This is a genomic window from Janthinobacterium agaricidamnosum NBRC 102515 = DSM 9628 (assembly GCF_000723165.1).
Taxonomy (GTDB): Bacteria; Pseudomonadota; Gammaproteobacteria; order Burkholderiales; family Burkholderiaceae_D; genus Janthinobacterium; species Janthinobacterium agaricidamnosum.
The window spans coordinates 3,119,733-3,144,325 of sequence record NZ_HG322949.1 but is presented as its reverse complement, the minus strand read 5'-3'; the positions used below and the strand labels follow the sequence as shown (position 1 = coordinate 3,144,325).

Annotated in this window: 25 protein-coding genes and 2 tRNA genes; 18 read left to right on the top strand and 9 right to left on the bottom strand. The window is 58.4% G+C overall.

The window, feature by feature from the left end; genetic code table 11:
- Positions 1-275: 275 nt before the first annotated feature.
- Positions 276-1,241 carry an MBL fold metallo-hydrolase gene (locus GJA_RS13350; protein WP_051780810.1) on the top strand — a complete coding sequence of 322 codons (966 nt, stop codon included), beginning with the start codon at positions 276-278 and terminating at the stop codon, positions 1,239-1,241.
- Between the two features lie 103 nt (positions 1,242-1,344).
- On the opposite strand, the gene GJA_RS13345 is transcribed toward GJA_RS13350, so the two are convergent.
- From GJA_RS13345 to GJA_RS13330, 4 genes are all read right to left on the bottom strand, one after another.
- Positions 1,345-2,400 carry an alkene reductase gene (locus GJA_RS13345; RefSeq protein ID WP_174525974.1) on the bottom strand — a complete coding sequence of 352 codons (1,056 nt, stop codon included), beginning with the start codon at positions 2,398-2,400 and terminating at the stop codon, positions 1,345-1,347.
- 41 nt (positions 2,401-2,441) lie between these two features.
- The gene (locus GJA_RS13340; protein ID WP_038493042.1) at positions 2,442-2,738 is read right to left on the bottom strand and encodes an ArsR/SmtB family transcription factor; all 297 of its coding nucleotides are present in this window, start codon (positions 2,736-2,738) and stop codon (positions 2,442-2,444) included.
- A gap of 278 nt (positions 2,739-3,016) precedes the next feature.
- A complete protein-coding gene (locus GJA_RS13335) occupies positions 3,017-3,313 on the bottom strand; it encodes an ArsR/SmtB family transcription factor (RefSeq protein WP_038493040.1) in 297 nt (98 codons plus the stop codon).
- 143 nt (positions 3,314-3,456) lie between these two features.
- Positions 3,457-3,816: a DUF1304 domain-containing protein gene (locus GJA_RS13330; RefSeq protein ID WP_038493038.1), complete on the bottom strand. Its 360-nt coding sequence runs from the start codon at positions 3,814-3,816 to the stop codon at positions 3,457-3,459.
- A gap of 248 nt (positions 3,817-4,064) precedes the next feature.
- Between GJA_RS13330 and sugE the strand changes: the two genes are divergently transcribed.
- The gene (gene sugE / locus GJA_RS13325; RefSeq protein WP_038493037.1) at positions 4,065-4,385 is read left to right on the top strand and encodes a quaternary ammonium compound efflux SMR transporter SugE; all 321 of its coding nucleotides are present in this window, start codon (positions 4,065-4,067) and stop codon (positions 4,383-4,385) included.
- Positions 4,386-4,392: 7 nt separating this feature from the next.
- Here the strand turns inward: sugE and GJA_RS13320 are convergent, their stop codons facing one another.
- Entirely contained in the window at positions 4,393-5,178 is a 786-nt protein-coding gene (locus GJA_RS13320) for a substrate-binding periplasmic protein (RefSeq protein WP_081905394.1), read from the bottom strand.
- 127 nt (positions 5,179-5,305) lie between these two features.
- On the opposite strand from GJA_RS13320, the gene GJA_RS13315 reads away from it, so the two are divergent.
- Positions 5,306-5,647: an SMR family transporter gene (locus tag GJA_RS13315; RefSeq protein ID WP_167541113.1), complete on the top strand. Its 342-nt coding sequence runs from the start codon at positions 5,306-5,308 to the stop codon at positions 5,645-5,647.
- Between the two features lie 30 nt (positions 5,648-5,677).
- Here the strand turns inward: GJA_RS13315 and GJA_RS13310 are convergent, their stop codons facing one another.
- Positions 5,678-6,637, bottom strand: coding sequence for a M14 family metallopeptidase (locus GJA_RS13310; protein ID WP_038493033.1), 960 nt, complete (start codon positions 6,635-6,637; stop codon positions 5,678-5,680).
- Positions 6,638-6,748: 111 nt separating this feature from the next.
- On the opposite strand from GJA_RS13310, the gene GJA_RS13305 reads away from it, so the two are divergent.
- Positions 6,749-7,870: an acyltransferase family protein gene (locus GJA_RS13305; protein WP_038493031.1), complete on the top strand. Its 1,122-nt coding sequence runs from the start codon at positions 6,749-6,751 to the stop codon at positions 7,868-7,870.
- Here GJA_RS13305 and GJA_RS13300 read toward each other — a convergent pair.
- Positions 7,867-8,343: a hypothetical protein gene (locus GJA_RS13300; RefSeq protein ID WP_038493029.1), complete on the bottom strand. Its 477-nt coding sequence runs from the start codon at positions 8,341-8,343 to the stop codon at positions 7,867-7,869. The two genes, GJA_RS13305 and GJA_RS13300, sit on opposite strands and share 4 nt — an antisense overlap.
- A 192-nt stretch (positions 8,344-8,535) precedes the next feature.
- Here GJA_RS13300 and GJA_RS13295 point away from each other — a divergent pair.
- The 12 genes from GJA_RS13295 (at position 8,536) to GJA_RS13240 (ending at position 19,385) form a co-directional block, all read left to right on the top strand.
- Positions 8,536-8,612, top strand: a tRNA-Val gene (locus tag GJA_RS13295).
- 88 nt (positions 8,613-8,700) lie between these two features.
- Positions 8,701-8,777: transfer RNA gene (locus GJA_RS13290), tRNA-Val, on the top strand.
- Positions 8,778-9,027: 250 nt separating this feature from the next.
- Positions 9,028-10,935, top strand: a complete 1,908-nt coding sequence (thrS, locus tag GJA_RS13285; protein WP_038499778.1) for a threonine--tRNA ligase — start codon at positions 9,028-9,030, stop codon at positions 10,933-10,935.
- 27 nt (positions 10,936-10,962) lie between these two features.
- Positions 10,963-11,508: a translation initiation factor IF-3 gene (gene infC / locus GJA_RS13280; protein ID WP_277914420.1), complete on the top strand. Its 546-nt coding sequence runs from the start codon at positions 10,963-10,965 to the stop codon at positions 11,506-11,508.
- A 218-nt stretch (positions 11,509-11,726) separates the two neighbouring features.
- Positions 11,727-11,924: a 50S ribosomal protein L35 gene (gene rpmI / locus GJA_RS13275; protein ID WP_038493025.1), complete on the top strand. Its 198-nt coding sequence runs from the start codon at positions 11,727-11,729 to the stop codon at positions 11,922-11,924.
- A gap of 26 nt (positions 11,925-11,950) precedes the next feature.
- Positions 11,951-12,310, top strand: coding sequence for a 50S ribosomal protein L20 (rplT, locus tag GJA_RS13270; protein WP_038493023.1), 360 nt, complete (start codon positions 11,951-11,953; stop codon positions 12,308-12,310).
- A gap of 125 nt (positions 12,311-12,435) precedes the next feature.
- Positions 12,436-13,452, top strand: coding sequence for a phenylalanine--tRNA ligase subunit alpha (gene pheS, locus GJA_RS13265; RefSeq protein ID WP_038493021.1), 1,017 nt, complete (start codon positions 12,436-12,438; stop codon positions 13,450-13,452).
- Between the two features lie 74 nt (positions 13,453-13,526).
- On the top strand, positions 13,527-15,953 hold the full coding sequence (gene pheT, locus GJA_RS13260; RefSeq protein WP_038493019.1) for a phenylalanine--tRNA ligase subunit beta: 2,427 nt from the start codon (positions 13,527-13,529) through the stop codon (positions 15,951-15,953).
- A gap of 152 nt (positions 15,954-16,105) precedes the next feature.
- A complete protein-coding gene (locus GJA_RS13255; protein ID WP_017875098.1) occupies positions 16,106-16,453 on the top strand; it encodes an integration host factor subunit alpha in 348 nt (115 codons plus the stop codon).
- Positions 16,454-16,463: 10 nt separating this feature from the next.
- On the top strand, positions 16,464-16,871 hold the full coding sequence (locus GJA_RS13250) for a MerR family transcriptional regulator (RefSeq protein ID WP_038493016.1): 408 nt from the start codon (positions 16,464-16,466) through the stop codon (positions 16,869-16,871).
- Positions 16,872-17,081: 210 nt separating this feature from the next.
- Positions 17,082-17,714 (top strand): response regulator, encoded by a 633-nt coding sequence (locus GJA_RS13245; RefSeq protein ID WP_038493014.1) that lies wholly within the window; start codon positions 17,082-17,084, stop codon positions 17,712-17,714.
- A 168-nt stretch (positions 17,715-17,882) separates the two neighbouring features.
- The gene (locus tag GJA_RS13240; RefSeq protein ID WP_038493012.1) at positions 17,883-19,385 is read left to right on the top strand and encodes a CHASE3 domain-containing protein; all 1,503 of its coding nucleotides are present in this window, start codon (positions 17,883-17,885) and stop codon (positions 19,383-19,385) included.
- Here the strand turns inward: GJA_RS13240 and GJA_RS13235 are convergent.
- Positions 19,282-20,109 (bottom strand): Crp/Fnr family transcriptional regulator, encoded by an 828-nt coding sequence (locus GJA_RS13235; protein ID WP_038493010.1) that lies wholly within the window; start codon positions 20,107-20,109, stop codon positions 19,282-19,284. The genes GJA_RS13240 and GJA_RS13235 overlap by 104 nt on opposite strands.
- A gap of 239 nt (positions 20,110-20,348) precedes the next feature.
- The gene (locus tag GJA_RS13230; protein WP_038493008.1) at positions 20,349-22,409 is read right to left on the bottom strand and encodes a methyl-accepting chemotaxis protein; all 2,061 of its coding nucleotides are present in this window, start codon (positions 22,407-22,409) and stop codon (positions 20,349-20,351) included.
- Between the two features lie 174 nt (positions 22,410-22,583).
- On the opposite strand from GJA_RS13230, the gene GJA_RS13225 reads away from it, so the two are divergent.
- Both GJA_RS13225 and GJA_RS13220 read left to right on the top strand, forming a co-directional pair.
- Positions 22,584-23,252: a response regulator transcription factor gene (locus GJA_RS13225; RefSeq protein WP_038493006.1), complete on the top strand. Its 669-nt coding sequence runs from the start codon at positions 22,584-22,586 to the stop codon at positions 23,250-23,252.
- A complete protein-coding gene (locus GJA_RS13220) occupies positions 23,245-24,588 on the top strand; it encodes a sensor histidine kinase (protein ID WP_038493004.1) in 1,344 nt (447 codons plus the stop codon). The genes GJA_RS13225 and GJA_RS13220 overlap by 8 nt, the downstream gene beginning before the upstream one ends.
- Positions 24,589-24,593 lie beyond the last annotated feature (5 nt).

Here is a 24,593-nt window from a genome sequence, read left to right as displayed (position 1 = left end):
ATACCCCGGTAGCGCGCGCTTGATGCGCGTCCGCATGCGTTTCGGTTTTTTTGCCGGGCCACGCCTGGCCAGCGATCAACGGTCATCACAAGGCGATCTCGCCATAAGACAGCGCCGATAGTGCGAACGCGATGCCGCCGGCGCGCTGTGCGCGGACATTCCAGCCCGACGCCCTTGCCGCATTGCTATTGAGTAATATTCTGTGCGGATAAACGACTGCTGTACACTCATGCTCAGATGTTCATATTTAACCAGGAAACTTTGTAAGGACTGTAATGAATCATAATAAGCTGTATACAACAGCGAAGATCGCCATTTTCCTGGCGGGTAGCGCGATGGCGGGCCTGGCGCTGGCCGCCGCGCCGATGGCCGGCACGCCGGCGCCCGGTTTTTTCCGCATGATGCTGGGCGACTTTGAAGTCACTGCCTTGAGCGACGGCACCGAACCTTTGCCGGTCGATCAGTTGATGCGCCACGCCACGCCGGCCAAGGTCAATCAATTACTGGCCAAGTCTTATCTGGCCAGTCCGCTGGAAACCTCGTTTAACGCTTTCCTGATCAATACCGGCAGCAAGCTGGTGTTGATCGACACCGGTTCCGGCACGATGTTTGGCAAGACATTAAATAAATTGCAGCACAATCTGAAAGCGTCCGGTTATCAGCCGGAGCAGGTCGATGAAATCTACCTGACCCATATGCATAGCGACCATGAAGGCGGCCTGTCGGAGAATGGCGCGGCGCTGTTTCCGAATGCCGTGGTGCGCGCCGAAAAACATGAGTCGGATTTCTGGCTGAATCCGGAACACCTGGCCAAGGCCAGGCCGGGTCAAAAAGCCGACTTTAACAACGCCAACAGCGCGCTGGCGCCGTATCTGGCTGCCGGGAAATACCAGGCATTTGACGGCGACGTTGAATTGATTCCGGGAATTTCGTCGCAGCTGGCCGCTGGCCATACGGCCGGCCATAGCGTCTATGTGGTGCAAAGCAAGGGACAAAAGCTGGTACTGGTCGGCGACCTGGTCCATTTCGGCCCGGTGCAGTTTGCAGATCCATCGATCACCACCGCGTTCGACAGCAATAGCAAATCCGCCGACCAGGCCCGCACCCGGCTATTGGACGATGCCAGCAAGGCCGGTTACCTGATCGGCGCCGCCCACCTGCAATTCCCCGGCCTGGGCCGCTTGCGCAAGAATGGCGGCACGTATCAGTGGATCCCGGTGAACTATACCCAGATGCATTAGAAGCTATCCCGGCAGGCGGTGTAGGGTGTGCCGGAATGGATTGTTGATCATGCTGTTGTTAAAAAGGACGCCGTGGCGTCCTTTTTAATAGCGATGCTGCTGCTTAAGCGTAGGCAGGGTAGTCGGTATAACCGGTCGAGCCGGCCCCATAGAAGGTGGCCGGCACCGGAGCGTTCAATGGCTTGTCCGCTTCCAGGCGTTGCGGCAAGTCAGGATTGGCGATAAACAGCACGCCGAACGCGACCGCATCGGCCTGGCTGGAAGCCAGTACCTGTTGCGCGGTTTCCCTGGTCATTTTTTCATTGGCGATATAGACGCCGCCGAATTCCTGCTTCAGGAATGGGCCCAGGCTATCGTCGCCGATGGCTTCGCGTGCGCAAATGAAGGCAATGCCGCGTTTGCGCAATTCACGTGCCACATAACCGAAGGTGGCTTTAGGATCGGAATCGCCCATGTCGTGGCTGTCGCGGCGCGGTGCCAGATGCATGCCGACCTTGCCGGCGCCCCAGACTTCGATGCAAGCGTCGGTGACTTCCAGCATCAGGCGGGCGCGGTTTTCGATCGAGCCGCCGTAGCTGTCGCTGCGTTTGTTGGTGCTGTCTTGCAAGAATTGGTCGAGCAGGTAACCGTTGGCGCCGTGGATTTCCACGCCGTCGAAACCGGCTTTCCTGGCGTTTTCCGCACCCTTGCGGTAGGCGGCGACAACGCCTGGCAATTCATCCAGTTCCAAGGCGCGTGGCGTGACGTATTCCTTTTGTGGTCGCACCAGGCTGACATGGCCTTTCGGCTTGATGGCGCTCGGCGCGACCGGCAAGGCGCCGTCGAGGAACATCGGGTCCGAAATGCGGCCGACGTGCCACAGTTGCAAGACGATCTTGCCGCCGGCCTGGTGCACCGCCGTGGTGATGGCTTTCCAGCCTTCAACTTGTTCATCGGACCAGATGCCCGGGGTATCGGCGTAACCGACGCCTTGTGGCGTGACAGCCGTCGCTTCGGTCAGGATCAGGCCGGCCGATGCGCGCTGGACGTAGTATTCCAGCATCAATTGATTCGGCACGCGGCCAGGATTGGCGGCCCGCGAGCGGGTCAGCGGGGCCATGATGACGCGGTTGTTGAGTTGTAGATCGCCAATGGTGATCGGATCGAATAAGTTTGCCATCATATTTCCTATAAAAAATGCGCGATAGCGCGTAGTGATTCTTACAAGCCTAGATTCATATAGCCCAGGAAAGCCTGGATCGTTTCTTCATCACGTTTAAAAAAACTCCATTGCCCGACTTTTTTTGTGCTCACCAGCCCGGCTTTTTGCAGCGTCGCCAGATGTGCCGATATCGTCGATTGCGACAGTCCGCAAACATGGCCGATCAGGCCGGCGCAGATGCCAAACTCCAGCGGATGTTCCTGCATGTGGAAATGGACCTCGGGTTCTTTCAGCCATAACAGGATCTGCCGCCGCACCGGATTGGCCAGCGTCTTGTGGATTGCATCAACGTCCATGGTTTGCTCCATCTATTTCGGGCATGCACGATATATATATCGTTACTTCTGAATTTCAATATCGGTATTTTACGATATATATGAAAAAATTGCTGGTGAACTTAAAAATGCATGGTGAACTTAAAAATGCATGGTGAACGGAAGGTGGCGGGCTAGCGGCGTGCGGCGCCGAAGTCCTGCGTGGCGGGCGCATGGGCGCATCGGCACGGCAGGCTGGCGCAGGCGGTGCGGGGCTTCTCCGTGCCGGCGCGGGTCAGGATGGGGAAGGGCAGTTGGGTTTACAAATGTTGATTCATATAATTCAGGAAGGCCTGGATCGTTTCTTCATTACGCTTGAAAAAGCTCCATTGCCCAACCTTTTTTGTACTTATCAGGCCGGCTTTTTGCAGTGTTGCCAGATGCGCCGACACTGTCGATTGCGACAGGCCGCTGGCATGGTCGATCATGCCGGCGCAGACGCCGAACTCCAGAGGATATGCCTGCTCACAGAAATACCGGTCGGGATTCTTCAGCCATGACAGGATCTGCCGCCGCACCGGATTAGCCAGCGCCTTGTGGATGGCATCAACGTCCATGCCTTACCCCATCTATTTTGTACATGAACGATAAATGTATTGCAATTATTAAATAATAGTGCCCACATTTTACAATATACGCGGAAAATTCGCTGGCGCTTGCCGCGCCGCCTGGGGTGGCGGCGGTTTGCCGAGGCAAGTTTTTAAGCGTAGTGGTACAGCAATAGCGCGATCACGGCGGGCACGGTTTGCAGGTACAGGATGCTGGTTTTCACGGTGGCCGCGCCCCAGATGCCGGCCACAGCGATGCATAGCAAGCCATAGACGGTGAAGGCGTGGGCGACCTGTGCATCGGGATGGATAAACCCGATGGCCAGCGCGGCCACCAGGAAACCGTTGTAGCAACCCTGGTTCGACATCGCCGGGCGCACGATCTCGGCCTTTTCAGCCGTCAAGCCGAATACCCGGCGTCCGCGCGTGTTGAACAGCACGGTTTCCAGCAAGACGATATATACGTGCAATAACAAAATGAGTCCGCTAATGATTTGGGCCAAAAGTAACATCAATGCTCCTGTAAATGATTTGTTATGGTGGTTGATGGTGGTGCGGCAATGAGCAGGCCGCGCCCATCGATTATGATCTACCGGGCCGCCTGTTTGGGGATTTTTGATGCCTAAATGAAATTTTTTTCATCATGCGCCTAGGGCAAGGAATTGTTGCTAATGATATACTGCCGTTTTTGCTCCTGTAGGGACGACCCTGCTTGATCCGGGGCCTGGCATGGACGACCTTGCCATATCAGGAGAGTGTCATGTCGTGGATTATTCTTGTATTGGCTGGTTTGCTGGAAATCGGCTGGGCCATCGGTTTGAAATACAGCGCCGGTTTTACCCGTCTGGTGCCGTCGGTGCTGACGGCCGTGTCGATGCTGGGCAGCGTCATCTTGCTGGGACTGGCATTGCGCACCTTGCCGCTCGGCACTGCGTATGCGATCTGGACCGGCATCGGCACCATCGGCACCGCCATCTTCGGCATCATGGTGCTGGGTGAGCCGGCCAGCGCCGCGCGGCTGGCTTGCATCGCGCTGATCACCGCCGGCATCCTCGGCTTGAAACTGGTGTCACCGCAATAAAGATGGTTTAGCGCGAACCCGGCGCATAGGGTTCGCGCGTCGCCCAGCGCTTGTAAATGCGCGCCAGCTCGCCGCTGGCCTGCAGTTTGTCGAGCGCGCGGCCGGCCAGGCTTGTCGTTGCCGGGTCGACTTTCTTGCTGAGCCAAAAGTAGATCGGTTCTTCCTTCAGCGCGCCCGGCAGCAACCTGAACTGGCCCTGCAGTTGTTCCGATTGCAGCAGCCAGGTCAAGGTCAGTTCATTCATGTAAAAGAAGCGCCCATGTCCGGCAGCAACCTTTTTCAGATTCACCCGATTGTCGCCATTGCTGTCATCGACTTTCAAGCCGAGTGCCCGTAATTGTTCGACGATGCTCGATCCGCGCGTGACGACGATCAGCGACTGCAGTTTCAGCAGGTCATCGAAGTTGCGCACCACCGCCGTATCGTCGCGCCTGGCAACCAGGCGTTGCCGCACCACATACAGCGACGGGCCGGCCACCTGTGCAATCTGGCGCCGCCTCGGCGTATCGAGCAAGCCGCAAGTCGCATCCACGGTACCGGCTTCCAATGCTTTTTCGATCATCAGTGTCGAGCGATAATCGTTGTAGCCGGTAAAATGAAGCTGCGGTTCGACTTTTTCGATGGCGGCAATAATGTCGGGGCACAGTCCTTCCCTGCGGCCATCGCGCATCAGCCACTTGGGCGGCATGCTTTCCTGCGCCAGCACCCGCAAGTTGATTTTCGCCGCCTCGGCGCCGGCAGCCGGGCCGCTGAATGCGGCAAAGAGAAACACTACTGTAACGATAGCGCGCATATTATCTCCTTGCTATCGAGTGTAATCGCCAGCGTGCCTCAACGCCAGAGCGGGGCGCGCCGATGCCAGGATAATAGTTACAGTGTATTTTTTAAGACACTAACAGCTCCACTCAGAGAAAGAAAAAATGAACCTGGCAGCAACTTACTTTTACCTGGCCATCGCGATCATCGCGGAAGTGGCGGCGACCAGCGCACTGAAGGCGTCCGACAATTTCAGCCGATTGGTACCGAGCCTGGTCACCGTGGCCGGCTATTGCATCGCCTTCTGGTTTTTATCGCTGACCATCCGAGTATTGCCGACAGGAATCGTGTATGCGATCTGGTCCGGCGTCGGCATCGTGCTGATCTCGGCGGTCGCGTGGATCTGGTTCAAGCAAAGCCTCGACTTGCCCGCCATGCTGGGCATGGGATTGATTATTGCAGGCGTGGCGGTGATTAATTTGTTTTCGAAGTCGGTCAGCCATTGATCTTGGTGCCGATTCGATGCGGCCAAGTGCTTAAAACACCGGATTCACCCGCGCCAGGTAATACCATTCATTGCCCGCTGCAGCCTTGCTGTCCGGGAACAAGATCAGCGCGTCGAATTCCGCCGTGACGGGCGTGCCGTCGGCGCGTGTGCCGATCTGATCGCCTTGCCGGACGCGGTCGAAGCTGGACCAGGTGCGCACGAATGTGTCGCCGGCGCTGGCCTTGTCGTGCACCACCACCATGTTCAGGAATTCCAGGTCGGCATCGGCAATCGCCGGCGGCGCCGGCGCGTCGATCAGGCCGAGGAAGGCGAGGGTATTGATGATCGCCGTGTACGCCACTTCGGGCGCGGCCGGATCGTTGTGCTGGCCGCATTCGAGCGTCAGCGCGTAGCCGCCGGTCGAGCGCATGTATTCGGTGGTGCCTACGCCGTAGCGCAAGACCAGCGCCATTTCCTTGTCGTTGCTCAGACGCCGCTGCACGCCCTGGCCATAGGTGTGCAGCCAGCCATCGACGAAGCGCTTGACGCCGAGGCGGCGCGCCAAGGCGCGTTCTTTTTGTTCGTGCTGGAATGGTTGCAGCGGACCATCGTTGTTGCGCGGGCCGACCATGACGAAGGGCTGGCTGTCGGCATTGAATGAATGCAAGTCCAGCAGCACGTCGTGCTGGCCCAGCAATGGGCACAGCCAGTTGGCGATGTGGTCTTCGAAGTCTTGCGGATGGTCGTTCGGGAACAGGTTGCGGTTCAGGTTGCGGTCGCCGCTGCGCTCGCCCTTGGCGTAGGCCAGCGGATTGGTGACCGGAACGAAGGTGACGCTGCCCGCCTTGATGCGCAATGCTCCGCTGTCGAGTTGCTGCATGACCCGGGTGATGCCCCTGGTGCCGCAGGTTTCATTGCCGTGCACGGCGCCGGTGACGATCAGGCGCGGGCCTGGCGCCAGGCCGGTGTAATTGATCGATTTGAATTGCAAGTCGCTGCTGGTAATCATGCCGGTCAGTCCTCTGTGGGTGGAATCGTGTCGCAATATTCTAGCGGGCATTGTCTTGCTTGGACGAAAAATCTGGCGCTGTGTCATGCCGCGTGGCATGATCGGCATCCCATGACCCATCAAACCCCGACTCCCCGGCTGTACGGCCTCGATACCTTGCGCGCGCTGGCGATTGTGCTGGTATTCATGAATCATTATTTATTGTTCGTCAGCGATGGCGCCGCCTTCGGATTTTGGGGCGAGATCGGCTGGACCGGCGTCGATTTGTTTTTCGCGCTGAGCGGCTATTTGATCGGCAATCAAATCCTGGCGGCGCTGCGCAGCGAGCGCGGATTTTCTCTAAGGCATTTTTATGCGCGGCGTTTTTTGCGCACCTTGCCCAATTTTTATGTCGTGCTGGCGCTGTATTATTTGTGGCCGGCCTTTCGTGGCAGCAGTGAATTACTGCCGGTCTGGAAGTTCCTGACGTTTACCCAAAATATCAATTTGACGCCCGGCACGGCGTTTTCGCATGCATGGTCCTTGTGCGTCGAGGAACAGTTTTATGTATTGCTGCCGGCTGTCGCGTTGCTGATCGCCGCCTGCCGCAAGTCGCGGCTGTGGGCGTGGGTCGCGGTGGCCGCCAGTATCGTGGCCGGCATGCTGGTGCGTTCTTATCTATGGAATGAGTACGTGCACGTGCCGCGCGGCGGCCTGGGTTATTACAAGTATATTTATTATGCATCGTGGTGCCGCTTCGATGAGCTGGTGGCGGGCGTGGCCCTGGCGCTGCTGAAGAATCACCATGCGGCCGCCTGGTCGCGTTTCACCGCGTACGGCAACCGTACTTTATTGGCGGGCCTGGCCGGCACGGCGCTGATGTTTTATCTGTTCCTGAATGGTCATTACGGTTACTGGATGACGGTGCTGGGTTATCCGGCGCTGGCGCTCAGTTTTTCCTTGCTGCTGGTGTCGGCGCTGAGTCCGGATTCCATGCTGCAAAAGCTGCGCGTGCCTGGCGCGGCCAGCCTGGCCCTGTGGTCGTATGCAATCTACCTGACCCACAAGCAATTATGCATCCTATTGCGCCCACTGCTGCTGGAGCGGGGCTACGGGCCCGACAGCGTGCCGGCGATATTGTTGATGATCGCCGTCAGCATCGTTGCCGGCTGGCTCTTGTATAAACTAGTGGAAACGCCGTTCATGTTGTTGCGCGACCGCTTCGTGCCGAGCAACCATGCCTTGCCGGCTTAGGATTGCATTTCGATCACGTCGAATGGATATTGCATCCGCTTCAGGAATTCCAGTATCACGGCGATGCGCACCTTGCTGTCTTCATGCTCGGTGTTATGCATGACGGTGCGCAAGCCGGGCGCCGCTTCCATGATGTGCGGGCTGCGATAGGCGTTAATCAGCAGCAGCACCAGATCGCCGGCGCCCGCATTGCGGCGCAAGCGTTCTTCGATCACGCCGAACAGCGCGCGCTGCATGCGCGGCGTCGGATTGCTGATATAGGCAAACACGGTAGGGGTGTTGGCGATGGCGTCGCACAGGCGGCGTTCGATCTGTTCCGGCTTGACGTCGGAAGCGATATCGAAATACGCGGCGTTCCAGCGCGTGCGCGCATAAGGGTGACCGGAAGGAAACGAGTCGGCGGTGTCGAAACCGCAAATGCGGCTCAGGTATTGCAGGCGGCCCACTAGCCAGGTGATCAAGGTTGAATTCATGCCACGATTCTAGCCGCTTGCGGCCGCCTGTGCTTGCGGGGCGCTGATTGATCTGTCTCAATGTCGCACTTCAAACGCATGCGTGGAATGCTGGCAGTAACCTAGCCCGGGGAAGCTCTTTTAAATAGTTAAATGTTTCTCTCAAAACAGCCCTTGTAATTGCTGAAAACCCTCTCTATAATGCTGGTCTTCGGGCGGTTAGTTCAGCTGGTTAGAATACTTGGTCGACATCCAAGGGGTCGGGGATTCGAATTCCTCACCGCCCACCAGAATTTGCAATATGCAGTAAAGTTTGTCATGCAAGCCGGTTTGATGCCGCGAGCGGTCACAGGTAATCAGGTGATCAAAAAGTTTTACGGGCGGTTAGTTCAGCTGGTTAGAATACTTGGTCGACATCCAAGGGGTCGGGGATTCGAATTCCTCACCGCCCACCAGAATATATGTAAGAGAGAGAAAGGCAATATCGGTTATGACACCGCGAACTACTACCAAGGATTGGGAGTGACGCTAGTCGAACGGATTTCCTTTGCTTGAAAAAAGAGAAAACGCGGGCTAGCCCGCGTTTTTTTTCGTCCGCGTTTTCGTCATCCCATTCCTGGATCGCATTTTCGTAATATTCTCGTTTTATCATTCCACCTCATTCAGTAGTGTTTACCCGGCGCCAGCGCCAATATGGAGATCAATATGCTTACAGTCCGACTTCCCGATGGTTCCGCCCGTCAATTTGACGGTCCGGTCACCGTGGCCCAAGTGGCAGCCAATATCGGCACCGGCCTGGCCAAGGCTGCGCTGGCCGGCAAAGTGGACGGCAAATTGGTCGACACTTCCTATTTGATCGAGCAAGACGCCGAAGTGGCGATCGTCACCGACAAGGATGCCGATGGCCTGGAAGTGATCCGTCACTCGACCGCGCACTTGCTGGCCTATGCCGTCAAGGAGTTGTTCCCTGAGGCGCAAGTGACGATCGGTCCGGTCATCGAAAACGGTTTTTATTACGACTTCGCGTACAAGCGTCCGTTCACCCCGGAAGATTTGGCTGCGATCGAAAAGAAAATGTCCGAACTGGCCAAGAAAGACGAGCAAGTCACCCGCACCGTGATGCCGCGCGACGCCGCCGTCGACTACTTCACCAGCATCGGCGAAGTTTACAAGGCGGAAATCATCGGCTCGATCCCGGCCGACCAGGAAGTGTCGCTGTATGCCGAAGGCAAGTTCACCGACTTGTGCCGCGGCCCGCACGTGCCGTCGACCGGCAAGCTGAAAGTGTTCAAGCTGATGAAGCTGGCCGGCGCCTACTGGCGCGGCGATTCGAAGAATGAAATGCTGCAGCGTATCTACGGCACCGCCTGGGCCAGGAAGGAAGACCAGGAGCAATACCTGCATAACCTGGAAGAGGCGGAAAAGCGCGACCACCGCAAGCTGGGCAAGCAGCTCGATTTCTTCCATTTCCAGGAAGAAGCGCCGGGCCTGATTTTCTGGCATCCGAAGGGCTGGTCGATCTGGCAGCAAGTCGAGCAATACATGCGCGCCGTGTACCAGGTCAATGGTTACCAGGAAGTCAAGGCGCCGCAAATCCTGGATCGCGGCTTGTGGGAAAAAACCGGCCACTGGGATAACTATCGCGAAAACATGTTCATCACCGAGTCGGAAAACCGCTCGTATGCGCTGAAACCGATGAATTGCCCGGGCCATGTGCAGATTTACAACAGCGGCATGCGCAGCTACCGCGACCTGCCTTTGCGTTACGGCGAATTCGGTCAATGCCACCGCAACGAGCCGTCCGGCGCGCTGCACGGCATGATGCGGGTGCGCGGCTTTACCCAGGATGACGGCCATATTTTCTGTACCGAAGAGCAGATCGCCGGCGAAGTGACGGCCTTCCACGCGCAAGCGATGGCGGTGTACGCGGCATTCGGCTTTGAAAACATCGATGTCAAGCTGGCCTTGCGTCCGGACAGCCGCATCGGCACCGAGGAAAGCTGGGATATCGCCGAGGAATCGCTGCGTTCCGCGCTGCGCGCCTGCGGCGTCAGCTGGACTGAATTGCCGGGCGAGGGCGCGTTTTACGGTCCGAAAATCGAATACCATCTGAAGGATAGCCTGGGCCGCGCATGGCAAGTCGGCACGGTGCAGATCGACCCGTCGATGCCGGGCCGCCTGGGCGCCGAATATGTGGCGGTCGACAATACCCGCCAGGTGCCGATCATGCTGCACCGCGCGATCGTCGGTTCGCTGGAGCGTTTTATCGGCATCCTGATCGAACACTATGCCGGCGCGTTGCCGATGTGGCTGGCGCCGGTGCAAGTGGCGGTGTTGAATATCTCCGACGCGCAAGCCGACTATGCGCAGGAATTGGCCGCGAAGCTGAGAAAATCAGGGTTCCGCGTACACGCTGATTTGCGTAATGAGAAAATTACCTATAAAATACGCGAACATTCCGTACAAAAATTGCCGTATATCTTAGTTATCGGCGATAAAGAGCGGGATGCCAATACAGTGGCCGTGCGGGCGCGGGGCAATGTCGATCTGGGCGTAATGTCCGTCGATGCCCTGATAGAGCGACTCAAACTTGAAGTCGACACCAAGGCCTGACGAGGAAACTCGCAGCACGACTGTCTTATCAGATTTTTAAAGGAAATTACAATAGCTACTGACAAGTCGCATCGCATCAATGGCGAAATCACTGCCCCTGAAATGCGTTTAAGTGGGGTCGATAACGAGCCTCTCGGTATCGTGAGTTTGGCTGAAGCCTTCCGCCTGGCGGAAGAGGCGAACGTCGATCTGGTGGAAATCGCGCCTACCGCGCAGCCGCCGGTGTGCCGTTTGATGGACTACGGCAAATTCAAGTATTCGGAGCAGAAAAAGGCTCACGAAGCCAAGTTGAAGCAAAAGATCATCCTCGTGAAGGAAGTCAAATTCCGTCCGGGAACCGATGATGGCGATTACAATATCAAGTTGCGTAACCTCATCAAGTTCCTCGATGACGGCGACAAAACCAAGATCACGCTGCGTTTCCGCGGCCGTGAGATGGCGCATCAGGATATTGGCTTCCGCATGCTGGAGCGCTTGAAAGCCGACCTGGAGCCATATGGCCAGGTCGAGCAATTTCCAAAGATGGAAGGCCGCCAGATGATCATGGTCCTTTCGCCGAAAAAGAAAAAGTAAGGTCGTACCCGTAGGCTTGCGTAGATCCGCGCCATGTCTGGCGCGGCGCGCATGCTTCGGAAATATTTGCGCTATCGCCCAGTAATGAGCGATAATCGCGAACTGCAATGGACTCGCATCTGTTGCAAAACATGTGAAAGCAGGCATCTAAGCGCAACGTCTTGTTGCCACCTGCAATCCTGTTATAAATGGAGCTGTCCGTAAAAGGACAGATTGCTATGCCTAAAATGAAGACCAAAAGCTCCGCGAAAAAACGTTTTCGCGTGCGTCCAGGTGGTACTGTCAAGTCGGGTCACGCGTTCAAACGCCACATCCTGACCAAGAAAACCACCAAAAACAAACGTCAATTGCGCGGTACCCGCAACATCAACGCGTCGGATGTCACATCCGTCATGCGCATGATGCCGACTGCTTAATCTCACACTCAATTTAAGGAGTTACTATGCCTAGAGTAAAACGTGGGGTTACAGCTCGTGCCCGTCATAAGAAAATTCTTGTCCAAGCTAAAGGCTACCGTGGTCGCCGCAGCAAGGTATACCGCGTTGCCAAGCAAGCAGTCATGCGCGCTGGTCAATACGCTTACCGCGATCGCCGCAACAAGAAACGTGTCTTCCGTCGTCTGTGGATCGCCCGTATCAACGCCGCTTCCCGTGAGCATGGCGTTACCTACAGCGTATTCATGAATGGCTTGAAAAAAGCCTCTATCGAACTGGACCGTAAAGTCCTGGCCGATATGGCTGTCATGGACAAGCCAGCGTTCGCTGCGATTGTCAATGCAGTGAAAGCAAAAATCGCTGCGTAAGCACGAATTTTGTCAGCGCCGCCCTCGGGTGGCGTAAAAAGAGCGGGGCAGGGGTGCATAACCTTATGCCCCGTTTTTGATTGTTGGGCTCTGGTCCAGGAATGATTTCCACAACAGGAAACCGCATGAACTCCCTCGAACAACTCGTCGTCTCGGCCCAGGCTGACTTTATCGCCGCCGCGGACGCTGCAGCACTTGAAAACGCCAAAGCCCAATACCTGGGCAAGACTGGCCAAATTACCGAATTGATGAAGGGCCTGGGCAAACTCGACCCGGACGCCCGCAAAGCCCAGGGCGCGCTGATCAACGCCGCCAAGGGACAGATTGAAGACGCGCTGACCGCGCGCCGCGACGCCCTGGCCGACGCGCAAATGATGGCCCGCCTGAACCAGGAAGCGATCGACGTGTCGCTGCCGGGCCGCTTGCGCGCGCCGGGCGGCTTGCACCCTGTGATGCGCAGCTGGGAACGGGTTGAGGAAATTTTCCGCTCGATCGGTTTCGACGTGGCCGACGGCCCGGAAATCGAAACCGACTGGACCAACTTTACCGCCTTGAACAGCCCGGAAAACCATCCGGCCCGTTCTATGCAGGATACCTTCTACATCGACGGCAACGATAGCGACGGCAAGCCCTTGCTGCTGCGTACCCATACCAGCCCGATGCAGGTCCGTTATGCGCGCACCCACACGCCGCCGATCAAGGTGATCGCGCCGGGCCGCACCTACCGCGTCGACAGCGATGCGACCCATTCGCCGATGTTCCACCAGGTCGAAGGCTTGTGGATCGCCGAAGACATCAGCTTCGCCGACTTGAAGGGCGTATACCTGAACTTCGTCAAGGCGTTCTTCGAGACCGACGATTTGCAAGTGCGTTTCCGTCCGTCGTATTTCCCGTTCACCGAACCGTCGGCCGAGATCGACATCGCGTTCGGCTCCGGCCCGCTGAAAGGCCGCTGGCTGGAAGTGTCGGGCGCCGGCCAGGTGCACCCGACGGTGGTCAGGAACTTCGGCCTGGACCCGGAAAAATTCATCGGCTTTGCTTTCGGCTCCGGCCTGGAACGCTTGACGATGCTGCGTTACGGCATCAACGACTTGCGCCTGTTTTACGAAGGCGACTTGCGTTTCCTGAAGCAATTCAACTAAGTCTGTAATCCCTCCGCGCTGGAGCGCCGCGTGCGCTCGCGCCCTGACTATTTTTTGCGCCTGAAGGCTTGATTATGCAATTTTCCGAAAACTGGCTCCGTACCATGGTCGATCCGAAGATGACTTCGGATGAACTGGCCCACTTGCTGACCATGTCCGGTCTCGAAGTCGAGGCTGTCGAAGCGGTCGCGCCGCCATTTTCCAATGTGGTGGTGGGTCTGGTGCGTTCGATGGAGAAACATCCTAATGCCGACCGCCTGAATGTGTGCCAGGTCGACGTCGGCACCGGCACCTTGCTCAACATCGTCTGCGGCGCGCCGAATGTGCGTCCCGGCTTGAAAGTGGTGTGCGCGATGGCGGGCGCGGTATTGCCGCCGGGCGCGGACGGCAAGCCGTTCGAAATCAAGGTCGGCCAATTGCGCGGCGTCGAGTCGCAAGGCATGTTGTGCTCCGCGCGCGAATTGAAATTGTCGGAAGAAAACGCCGGCTTGCTGGAATTGCCGGACGATGCGCCGATCGGCCGCAACTTCCGCGATTATTTCGAATTGAACGATCTGAAATTCACCATCAAGCTGACGCCGAACAAGGCCGATTGCCTGTCGGTGCTGGGCGTGGCGCGCGAAGTGTCCGCGCTGACCGGCGTGGCGCTGAATGCGCCGCAATGTCGCGCCGTCGCCGTCAACAGCGATGAAGTGTTGCCAGTCAAGGTCAGCGCGCCGGACCTGTGCGGCCGTTTCACCGGCCGCGTGATACGCGGCTTGAACGCCCGCGCGACCACGCCGGACTGGATCAAGCAGCGTCTCGAACGCAGCGGCCAGCGTCCGCTGTCGGCGCTGGTCGATATTTCCAATTATGTGATGCTGGAACTGGGCCGTCCCAGCCACGTGTTTGACCTGGCCAAGATCGATGGCGGCCTGGACGTGCGTTGGGGCAAGGCTGGCGAATCGCTGAAACTGTTGAATGGCAACACCGTTGCCGTCGACGAGTGGATCGGCGTGATTGCCGACGACAAGGAAATCGAATCGCTGGCCGGCATCATGGGTGGCGACGCGACCTCGGTGTCCGACGACACCGACAGCATTTACCTGGAAGCCGCATTCTGGTGGCCAAACGCCATCCAGGGCCGCGCGCGCCGCTTTAATTTCTCGACCGATGCGGCGCACCGTTTTGAACGCGGCGTCGATTTTGCGACCACCGTCGAACACATCGAGCGCATCACCGCGCTGATCGTCGAAATTTGCGGCACCCAGGATACCAAGGTTGGCCCGGTGGACGACCATGTGGTCAATTTGCCGCAGCGCACACCAGTGACGCTGCGCACCGCGCGGGCGCAGAAAGTCATCGGCGTGCCGCTGACCGATGCCGTCATCGCCGACATCTTTACCCGCCTGGCGTTGCCATTCACGCTGGACGATGGCGTATTTTCGGTGACCGCGCCCAGCTACCGTTTTGATATCGAGATCGAAGAAGACTTGATCGAAGAAGTGGCGCGCGTCTACGGTTTCGAAAACATTCCGGCCTTGCCGCCGGTGGCTGCCAGCAAGATGCAAATCGCGCCGGAAAATACCCGTTCGCTGTTTGCCGTGCGCCATCAGTTGGCCGGCCTGGGGTACCAGGAAGTGGTCAACATGAGTTTTGTCGATGCCGGCTGGGAGCGCGATTTCTCCGGCAATAGCGCGCCGATCGTGTTGCAAAACCCGATCGCCAGCCAGATGAGCGTGATGCGTTCGTCGCTGATCGGCAGTCTGCTGGCCAATGTGCGCTACAACTTGAACCGCAAGACCAACCGCGTGCGCATCTTTGAAACCGGCGCGATCTTCAAGCGCAATGCCGCGATAAACAACGGCGCCTTGACGGTGGCCGGTTACGAGCAGCCCAAACGGGTTGCCGCGATGGCCTACGGCCCGGTTGCCGACGAGCAGTGGGGCCAGGCTACGCGCAACGTCGATTTCTTCGACGTGAAAGCGGACCTGGAAGCCTTGTTTGCGCCGCAAGTGCTGCGTTTTAGCAAGGCGGAACATCCGGCGCTGCATCCTGGCCGTTCGGCGCATGTGGAAATCGATGGGGTCGTGATCGGCTTTATCGGCGAATTGCATCCGCGCTGGCTGCAAAAATATGACCTGCCTTTGGCCCCGGTCTTGTTCGAGGTTGATGCAATTGCATTGCAGCAACGTTCTGTGCCAAAATACGAAGAGATTTCCAAGTTCCCTGGCGCCAGCCGCGACGTGGCGGTGGTGGTCAAGCAAGATGTAGCCGCGCAAGATTTGCTGGATGCGTTTGCTGCCGCGGTACAATCGGCTCCTGCGGGCAAGATTGTGCAAGCCATTGTTTTGTTTGATGAATATCGTGGCAAAGGCTTGGAAAGCGACGAAAAATCGCTTGCTTTCCGCTTTAGCTTGCAAGATACTCAAAACACCTTGCAAGACGATGTCGTCGATGCCGTCATGACGGCGTTGATCGATGCGGCCAAGCAAGAACACGGCGCAAAACTGCGTTCGTAAGCGGCGATCATCGATTAAAAACAGGGCAACCATCGCGGGTCCGGCAAGTGCCGGATCCAGGCGCACAGATAAGGCAGGGCAGGAAAATTAATAATAACGACGTTGATTCCGCCGTACTCCAATCCGCATTGACCGCTGATCTGCATCGGGCAATGCTGGTCGCCAAGGTGCGCCAGGAAGCTGAAAAAGATTTGCCGACCTTGACCAAGGCGGAATTGGCTGAACTGTTGTTCGAGCAAGTCGGCTTGAACAAGCGCGAAGCGAAGGATATGGTCGAGACGTTCTTCGATGAGATCCGCAACGCGCTGGAACGGGGGGAAGCGGTCAAGCTGTCCGGCTTCGGCAACTTCCAGTTGCGCGACAAGCCGCAGCGGCCGGGACGCAACCCGAAGACCGGCGAAGAAATTCCGATCACGGCGCGCCGCGTCGTGACCTTCCACGCCAGCCAGAAATTAAAAGGCATGGTCGAGGAAACCAATCCGTTGGCGCGCGCCGCCTGAGTGAGTGGTGATGAATGATCGCATCAGTAAATCCGAATTGATCGTGTTGCCGCCGATACCGGCCAAGCGTTATTTCACGATCGGTGAAGTGAGCGAACTGTGCGGTGTGAAACCCCATGTACTGCGTTATTGGGAGCAGGAATTTTCTCAATTAAAGCCGGTCAAACGGCGAGGCAACCGGCGTTATTACCAGCGCCATGAAGTGCTGCTGATACGGCGCATACGCGAGTTATTGTATGAGCAGGGTTTTACCATCAGTGGCGCACGGAACAAGCTCGATAGCCGTGGCATCGATCTGGCGGAGTTGAACGGCGCGGATCTGATCGCCGCGCATGTCGTCGCAGAACCGGAAGTGCCGGCGCTGGACCGCGAGTGGATACGCAGCGAATTAATCGCGATTTTGAACTTGCTAAAGTAAAAATAGCACCAATATAGGGGGAGGCATGTTGAGGCCTCCTTTTTTGCATGATAAGCGTGTGCTGCATCAGCGCCGCGCCAATCGGCAGTAGATGTGCCGGATTTTTAACGATAATATTAATGTTGCGTTTTTACTAAATGCATACGCTGTACCGGGACGGCGTTACAGCCCGGTCTTCTTTCCCATGCCAGGAAAATTTAAGGGGAAACAATGATACGCGTTGCCATTTGTGATGATCACCAAATTGTAAGAGCAGGATTCAAGCAGATTTTTTCGTCTTCGGACGATTTTAGTGTGGTGGCGGAAGCGGGTACGGGACGCGAAGCGCTCGATATCGCACGCCGCGAAATATGCGATGTGTTGTTGCTCGATATCGCCATGCCGGATCAAAGCGGCATCGATACCTTGCGCACCATTCGCCAGGGCCAGCCGGAATTGCCGGTGCTGATCTTGAGCGGTTATCCGGCGCAGCAATACGCGCTGAATTTGTTCAAGATGGGCGCCAACGGCTACCTGAACAAGGAGTGCGAAGCCGATGAATTGATGACGGCCGTGCGGACCGTGTTCCAGGGCCGCCGTTACGTCAGTTCGACGGTCGGCGAATTGCTGGCGCAATCGTTCGACCGCGATCCGAACACGGCCTTGCATACCGAATTGTCGGACCGCGAGTTCCAGGTATTCTTGCGCCTGGCGCGCGGCGCGACGGTATCCGATATCGGCGTGGCCTTGTCGTTGAGCATCAAGACGGTCAGTACTTACCGCACCCGCATCATGGAAAAGATGGCATTGCAGTCGAATAGCGATTTGACGTACTACGCCATGAAAAACAATTTGCTCGATTAATAACAGCTGGCAAAACGTCCATCAAAAAGGGCGTTTTGCCGCGACCGGATGCGCTTGCGCCAGATGCACGCCTGAATTGTGCGGCGCATGATGCTACTGCGGGGTCTATAATTGGCGAGCCTGGGACTAATGTTCCGGGGCGTAACCTTGCTAAGGATGCTCAACAGGATGTATTTCACCGTCGATCCGGCCCCCAATCTGCGCCTGCCTTTGTACAAGACTGTCCTGTGTATCGTCTGCGCCTTGCTGCTGATACTGAATGGCTTCAGCCTGTACCATAATCTGCAGACGCTGAAGGGCACCAATACCTTGCTGGGCCAGAGTGCGCGCGTCGCCGACCGCCTGCAATACCTGAACGTGCTGGTGCTCGATGCCGAAAGCAGCTTGCGCGGCTATTTCATTTCCGGATCGGAATCCTACCTGGGGCCGTCGAAGACCGCCACGCTGGAAATCGACAATCAACTGAATGAATTGCAAAAGCTGCTCGAAGGCAGTCCTTCGCAATTAAAGAACCTGGCGCAATTGCGCACGCTGGTGCGGCGCAAGATGTCGATCCTCAACGAATCGATCGAAGTCTACAAGCAGGGCGGGCTGGAAGATATCGTCAAGATCGCCCGCGTCAGCGACGAGCGCGCGGCAATGGATGAAATCCGTTTGCAAGTGGTGATCATGGCGCAGGAACAAAACGAAGCGCTGGCCAACGGCAGCGCGGCGTTTTATCGCGAATACCAAAAAGCCGTCATCCTGGGCATCGGCATCAATGCGCTGGCGATCCTGGTGCTGGTGATGTTTTATCAACTGGTGCGGCGCAGTTTCCAAAACCGGGCGGTGGTCGAACACGCCTTGCAAAACGCCAACGACACGCTGGAATCGACGGTGGCCAAGCGCACCGAACAATTATCGGTGTTGTCGCGCCATTTAATCAGCGTCAATGAAGAAGAAAAAGCCCGGCTGGCGCGTGAATTGCACGATGAATTGGGCGCCCATCTGACCTCGATCAGCATGGATATCGGCGCGGTGACGCAGCAATTGGCCAAATCCGATCCCGAATTGGCGGCCCAATTGCGGCGCGCCAAGGCGACGCTGATTGAAACCGTGGAATTGAAACGCCGCATCGTCGAAGACTTGCGCCCAAGCTTGCTGGATAACCTGGGCTTGTGCGCGGCGATTGAAAGTTATTGCGAGGAATTCACGCGCATGACGTCGGTGCGCTGCGATACCGATGTCGGCATTACTATCGACCACAAGGAAAGCACCTTGACGATCGCCTTGTTCCGCATCGTCCAGGAATCGCTGACCAATATCATGAAATACGCCAAGGCGCGCCATGTGACAGTCAGTTTGCGGCGGGTCGACAGTGGCTTGATCCTGCGCATCGTCGACGATGGCATCGGCATTACCGAGGAAGAAATGAGCAAGCCGATGTCGCATGGCTTGCTGGGAATGCGGGAACGCGCCTTGTTGTTGGGCGGAACCTTGTCGCTGAAACGGGGCAAGGATAACAATGGCACTTGCGTTGAAGCGCTGATACCGCTGCCCCAGGCAGCGGCAAGCGATGAGCCGGCGATCAGCAGCGGCTCACATCCACCAGCAGGCGGTCATACTCCGTCTTTGCCACTTTATAGCACTCCCCCGCATAGGCTTCCAAGCCTAGACGATCAAGCACGGTAATGTTGCCGCGGCGATAGTGGATCAAGCCTTCGTCCTGCAATTTGCCGGCGGCGGCGGTAATGCTTTCGCGGCGCACGCCCAGCATGATCGAAATCAATTCCTGGGTCACTTTCAATTCATTTGATGGCGAGCGGTCCAGGCGGTCCAGCAACCAGCGGCACAGTTTTTGTTCAATCGAGCTGTGGCGGCCGCCCACGGCGTTTTGCGCCATTTGCGCGAACAGGGCATTGGTGTAGCGCATCAGCAACTGGGGCAGGGCGCCGCCCTGGTTGAAGGCGTCGCGCAAGAATTGGGTTTTCAGGCGGAAGCCGTAACCGGCGCTTTGCACCACCGCCGCGCACATCGCGCGTTCGCCCGGCACCAGCGACAAGCCGACCACGCCTTCATGACCGACCACCGCGATCTCGGTGGTGGCGCCGTCTTCCATTACGTACAGCAAGGAAACGATGGCGGTGGTCGGGAAGTAGGTGTATTCCAGGCTGCTGCCGTAATCGTACAGTTCTTTACCGAACGGCATTTCAACCAGTTCCAGGTGCTCAAACAGCGATTCCAGCGCGGTGCGCGGCAGCGCCGCCAGCAATTCGTTTTGCTGGGCGCTGCTGAAGCTGACCGATGGACGAGACGCAACTTTTGACGCCACCTTGAATTCACGCGTGCCGGCAGGCACGGGATTGGACCGCGAACGCGATGTCGGGGCGGTGGCGCTAAGTTGAGCATTGTTCATTTTTATTCCTCGCAGGCTTAAATTTCTTACATCGGATGCGATTCAGGCCGAAATCTTCGGTGGCTAGTCTGGCGGCCGGCACTCGGTGATGAGTCCGGCAACCGCCACGCGCCATGCGAATCGCGATGTAGCTACTTTAAAAGCTTATGTAGGTAACGAACATAAGATTAGCAGTCGCCGCCATGTAGTCTTTTTGCAGGCGAATTTGTAAGCCTAGTCCTACTAGGAATGGTTGAGCGCTAGCCCTGGGCGCCGCCGACGCTGCGTTTTCCGTTTTTGCTGGAAATAACGCGCGGTTTATTGGCGCTGCGCAGTCCTGCCGGACGCACTGGCCGCAGCAGATAATCAAGCGGTTCCGGCGCCAGCAAAGGCGGTAGCGGCGGGCTGACCGTATCGAGACTCTCGGTGTCGAGGCGGAAACGGCTAACTGCATGACTGAGTGTATCAGTTTCCGCCAAAAGACGCCCGGAACCCGCGTGCGCACCCTCCACCAGTGCGGCGTTCTGGCGCGTCATGTCGTCGATGCGCGCCAGCGCACCGTTGATGTGCTCGATTTCCGCGTTTTGCGCGGCGCCGGCGCTGCTGATCCTGGCGATCAGCGCCGCCACTTGCTCGACCGCCTCGACCACCTGTTCCATGGTGCTGCCGGCCGCATCGACCAGCTGGCCGCCGGCCTCGATCTTGTCGACCGAATCGCCGATCAGGCGCTTGATTTCCAGCGCCGCCGCCGCCGAGCGCTGCGCCAGGTTGCGCACTTCGCCGGCCACCACCGCGAAGCCGCGGCCCTGTTCACCGGCGCGCGCCGCTTCGACGGCCGCGTTCAACGCCAGGATATTGGTCTGGAAGGCGATGCCGTTGATGACGCCGATGATGTCGACGATCTTGTGCGAACTGGCCTTGATCGACGCCATCGTCTCGACCACGGCGGCGACCGTCCGTCCGCCGCGCCGCGCCACGCCGGTTGCCGCCGTCACCAGCTGGCGGCCGTCGCTGACGTGGCTTTCGTTGCGTTTGACGGTCGCCGTCAATTCCTGCATCGAGACCACGGTGCTGCCCAGCGCCTCGGCCTGGCTGGCCGTGTGGCCGGACAGCGCGGCGTTGCCGTCGGCAATATCGCGGGTGGCGTCGCTGATCACCGCGGCGCCGCTGCGGATATCGCCGACCAGCATCAGCAGCGCCTGCGTCATGGCGCCGAAATCCTTGACCAGCTCGCCGATCTCGTCGCGCGCGTCGGACTGGATGTGCAAGGCCAGGTTGCCGGCGGCGGCTTGTTGCACGGCATGTTTCAAGCAGGCCACGTCGCGCGTGAACGAGGCGTAAAAGCCGGCGAACAGATAGGCCGCCACCAGGACCGCGGCCAGCACGGCCAGCAGCATCAGGTTGCGGTGCTGGCCATCGCGGGCGATGCGTTCGGCCAATAACTGGTCCAGTACCTTGGCCGAGGCGCCGGCCAATTGATGCAGGCCGTGCGCGCTCTGGCTGCCGGCCGCATAAAATTCCTTGCCGGAAGTCTGGTTATAGGAATTGCTCACTTCATTCTTGCTGCGTTCCAAAAATGCCAGCGCACCGGGCAGCGCCGACAAACGGCTGTGCAGCGCCGTTTTCAAGGCGGGATGGTTGGCGAAAATCGCATCGAACTGGGCCGGCACCAATTCCAGCTCGTGCCGCGCGATCAGGCTGGTGGCGTTGACCAGCTGATCTTCATTGGCTTCGAACAAGCCGGTATCGATGAAGGCGGCGCCGCGGCCGGCGATGTCGGACAGGTTTTCCGCCAGGCCGGGCAGGGTTTTCAAGATGGCCGTCGACAACTGGCTGCCGGCCGCCTCCGGGTCCAGGCTCAGCTTGGAGCGTTCGGCCACCAGCGCGGCCAGCTTGCCAAGCCGGGCGATCAGCGCGCTGTGCAGTACATAACTTTCCTTGGCGCTCAATCCCTGGCGCGTTGCCATCTGTTGCCATTGTTTTGCAATCTCGGCCGCGTCGGGCCGGCCGGCCAGCTGTTTGACGGCGCTGTCGATTTGCTGCTTCAGCGGCGTGGTGTCGATATCTTGCTTGCCGTTCAGGCGCAGATGCTCCAGGCCGCGCCGTTGCTGGGCCAGGCTGGTGATTTCCTGCAATTGGCCGATATAGGCCACGCCGCGCTGTTCGTCTTGCGCCAGCGCCAGCGATTTTTCCAGCTCCGCCATCAATAGCGCCGTCACCAGCAGCAGCGGCAACAGGAACACCAGGCACACCAGGATAAATTTGGGCAGCAAACGCAGGCGCTGCATTAATCGGATCGCTGGCGCGAGTAATATCTTCATGGTACTCCCAATGGTTATTTGATAACTTTGTTGTTGCGCTGCAATAATGCGACAAAATTGTGACCGCATGATGAAGTGACGGCAGTCGCGGATGAACTTGCTGGGCGGCGCCGTTCTTCCATGGGGAAATACTGCATAATGCGTAGCGTTGCATATCCTTCTTATGGTTTCCGCATGCATGTATTACTGGTTGAAGACGATGTCGTGCTGGCCGATGGCTTGACGCGCATCTTGAGCGCGCACGGCATGGCGGTCGATGTGCTGGGCAATGGCAGCGCCGCCGACCTGATGCTGCAACGCACCGAGGTGGCGGTGCTGGTGCTCGACATCGGCTTGCCCGGCATCGATGGTTTTGAAGTAGTGCGCCGCTTGCGCGCGCGCGGCAGCACGATACCGGTGCTGTTGCTGACGGCGCGCGACGCCATCGAAGACCGGGTGCGCGGCCTGGAACTGGGCGCCGACGATTACCTGGTGAAACCTTTTGCGGCCGCCGAACTGGTGGCGCGGCTGAAGGCGCTGGTGCGCCGCACTGGACCGAAACCGGCTTTACTCAGTTTGGCGGGCCTGAGCCTGGATACCGCCGCCAAGCGGGCCCGCGCCGGCGAACGTATCATCGAATTGTCGGTGCGCGAATGGGCGGTGCTGGAACACTTGCTGCGCCACGCGACCCGGGTGGTGTCCAAGCAGCAAATTATCGACGCCATCCTGCCGTGGGGCGACGATCTGACCTTGAACGCGGTCGAAGTGTATATCTCGCGGCTGCGCCTGAAAATCGCCGGCGGCGGAGTGGTGATCCGCACCATACGGGGGTTTGGATACTTACTGGAAAGCGAGCATGTCTAGCATTCGCCTGCGCCTGTTGACGTGGCTGATCGGACCGATCCTGCTGCTGAACCTGGCTGGCGGCACCTTGACCTACCTGCTGGCCTGGGTGCCGGCGCAAAGCGCGTTCGACCAGGGTTTGCTGGATGCGGCCGGCGCGCTCGGCGCGAGGCTCAGTCCGGTCGCGCAGGGTGGCGTGCGGATCGACTTGCCGCGCCAGGCCGAGCAAGTGTTGCGGGCCGACCAGGTCGATGCGATTTATTTCGCGGTGCGCAGCCTGGATGGCCGGCTGATCGCCGGCGACGCCGATTTCCCGCTGCTGCGCCAGCCCGGCAAGGGGGCGCTGATGTATGACGGCCAGATGCGCGGCGAAGCGGCGCGCATCGTGTCGCAGCATATGCTGGTCGGCGCCACCGAGGTCGAGATCGGCATCGCCAAAACCTTGCGCAAGCGGTTGCAAATCCGCTCCGCGATCATTCGCGCCCTGATTCCGCTGGAAGCGCTGATTACGCTGGTGTCGGCCGGCCTGATCTGGTTTTCGGTCAGCCGCGGCTTGCATCCTTTGCATCGGATGCGGGCCGACTTGAATGCGCGTGGCGGCGCAGACCTGGCGCCGCTGGATCCGGACCATGTGCCGGACGAACTGGCACCGGTATTGCTGGCTTTTAATGGCTTGCTGGAACGGGTGCGCGACGGCGCGCGCGCCCAGCACGATTTCCTGGCCAATGTCGCGCACCAGTTGCGCACCCCGCTGGCCGGCTTGCGGACCCAGCTCGAATGGCTGGAAAAGCGCCATGAACAAGACCCGGAAACCAGCCAGTCGGTACGCATGATGCTGCTGTCGGCCGCGCGCATGATACGCCAGACCAATCAATTGCTGGCGCTGGCGCGCGCCGAACCCAGCCACTTTGAAAAGACCCGGCTGGAACCGCTGCGGCTGAATTTACTGGTCGAGGAAGCGATCCAGTATTTTGTCGAAGAAGCCGCCAAGAAATCGATCGACCTGGGCTTCGACTTGCTGAAAACCACGGTGACCGGCGATCCCTTCCTGCTGCGCGACTTGATCGATAACCTGATCGACAACGCAGTGCGCTACACGCCGCCGGGCGGGGTGGTGACGGTACGCTGTTTCCCGCACGGACCAGCCGGCATGCTGGTGATCGAAGATTCCGGTCCCGGCATTGCGCCGGCCAAGCGCGACCTGGTGTTCCACCGTTTCATGCGGCTGGACGACAAGAGCGTCGGCAGCGGCCTGGGCCTGGCCATCGTGCGCGACATCGCGCTGGCGCACGGCGCCAGCATCGCCATCGAATCCAATCCGGCCGGGCGGGGCATGGTGTTTTCGGTACGTTTTTAAACCTC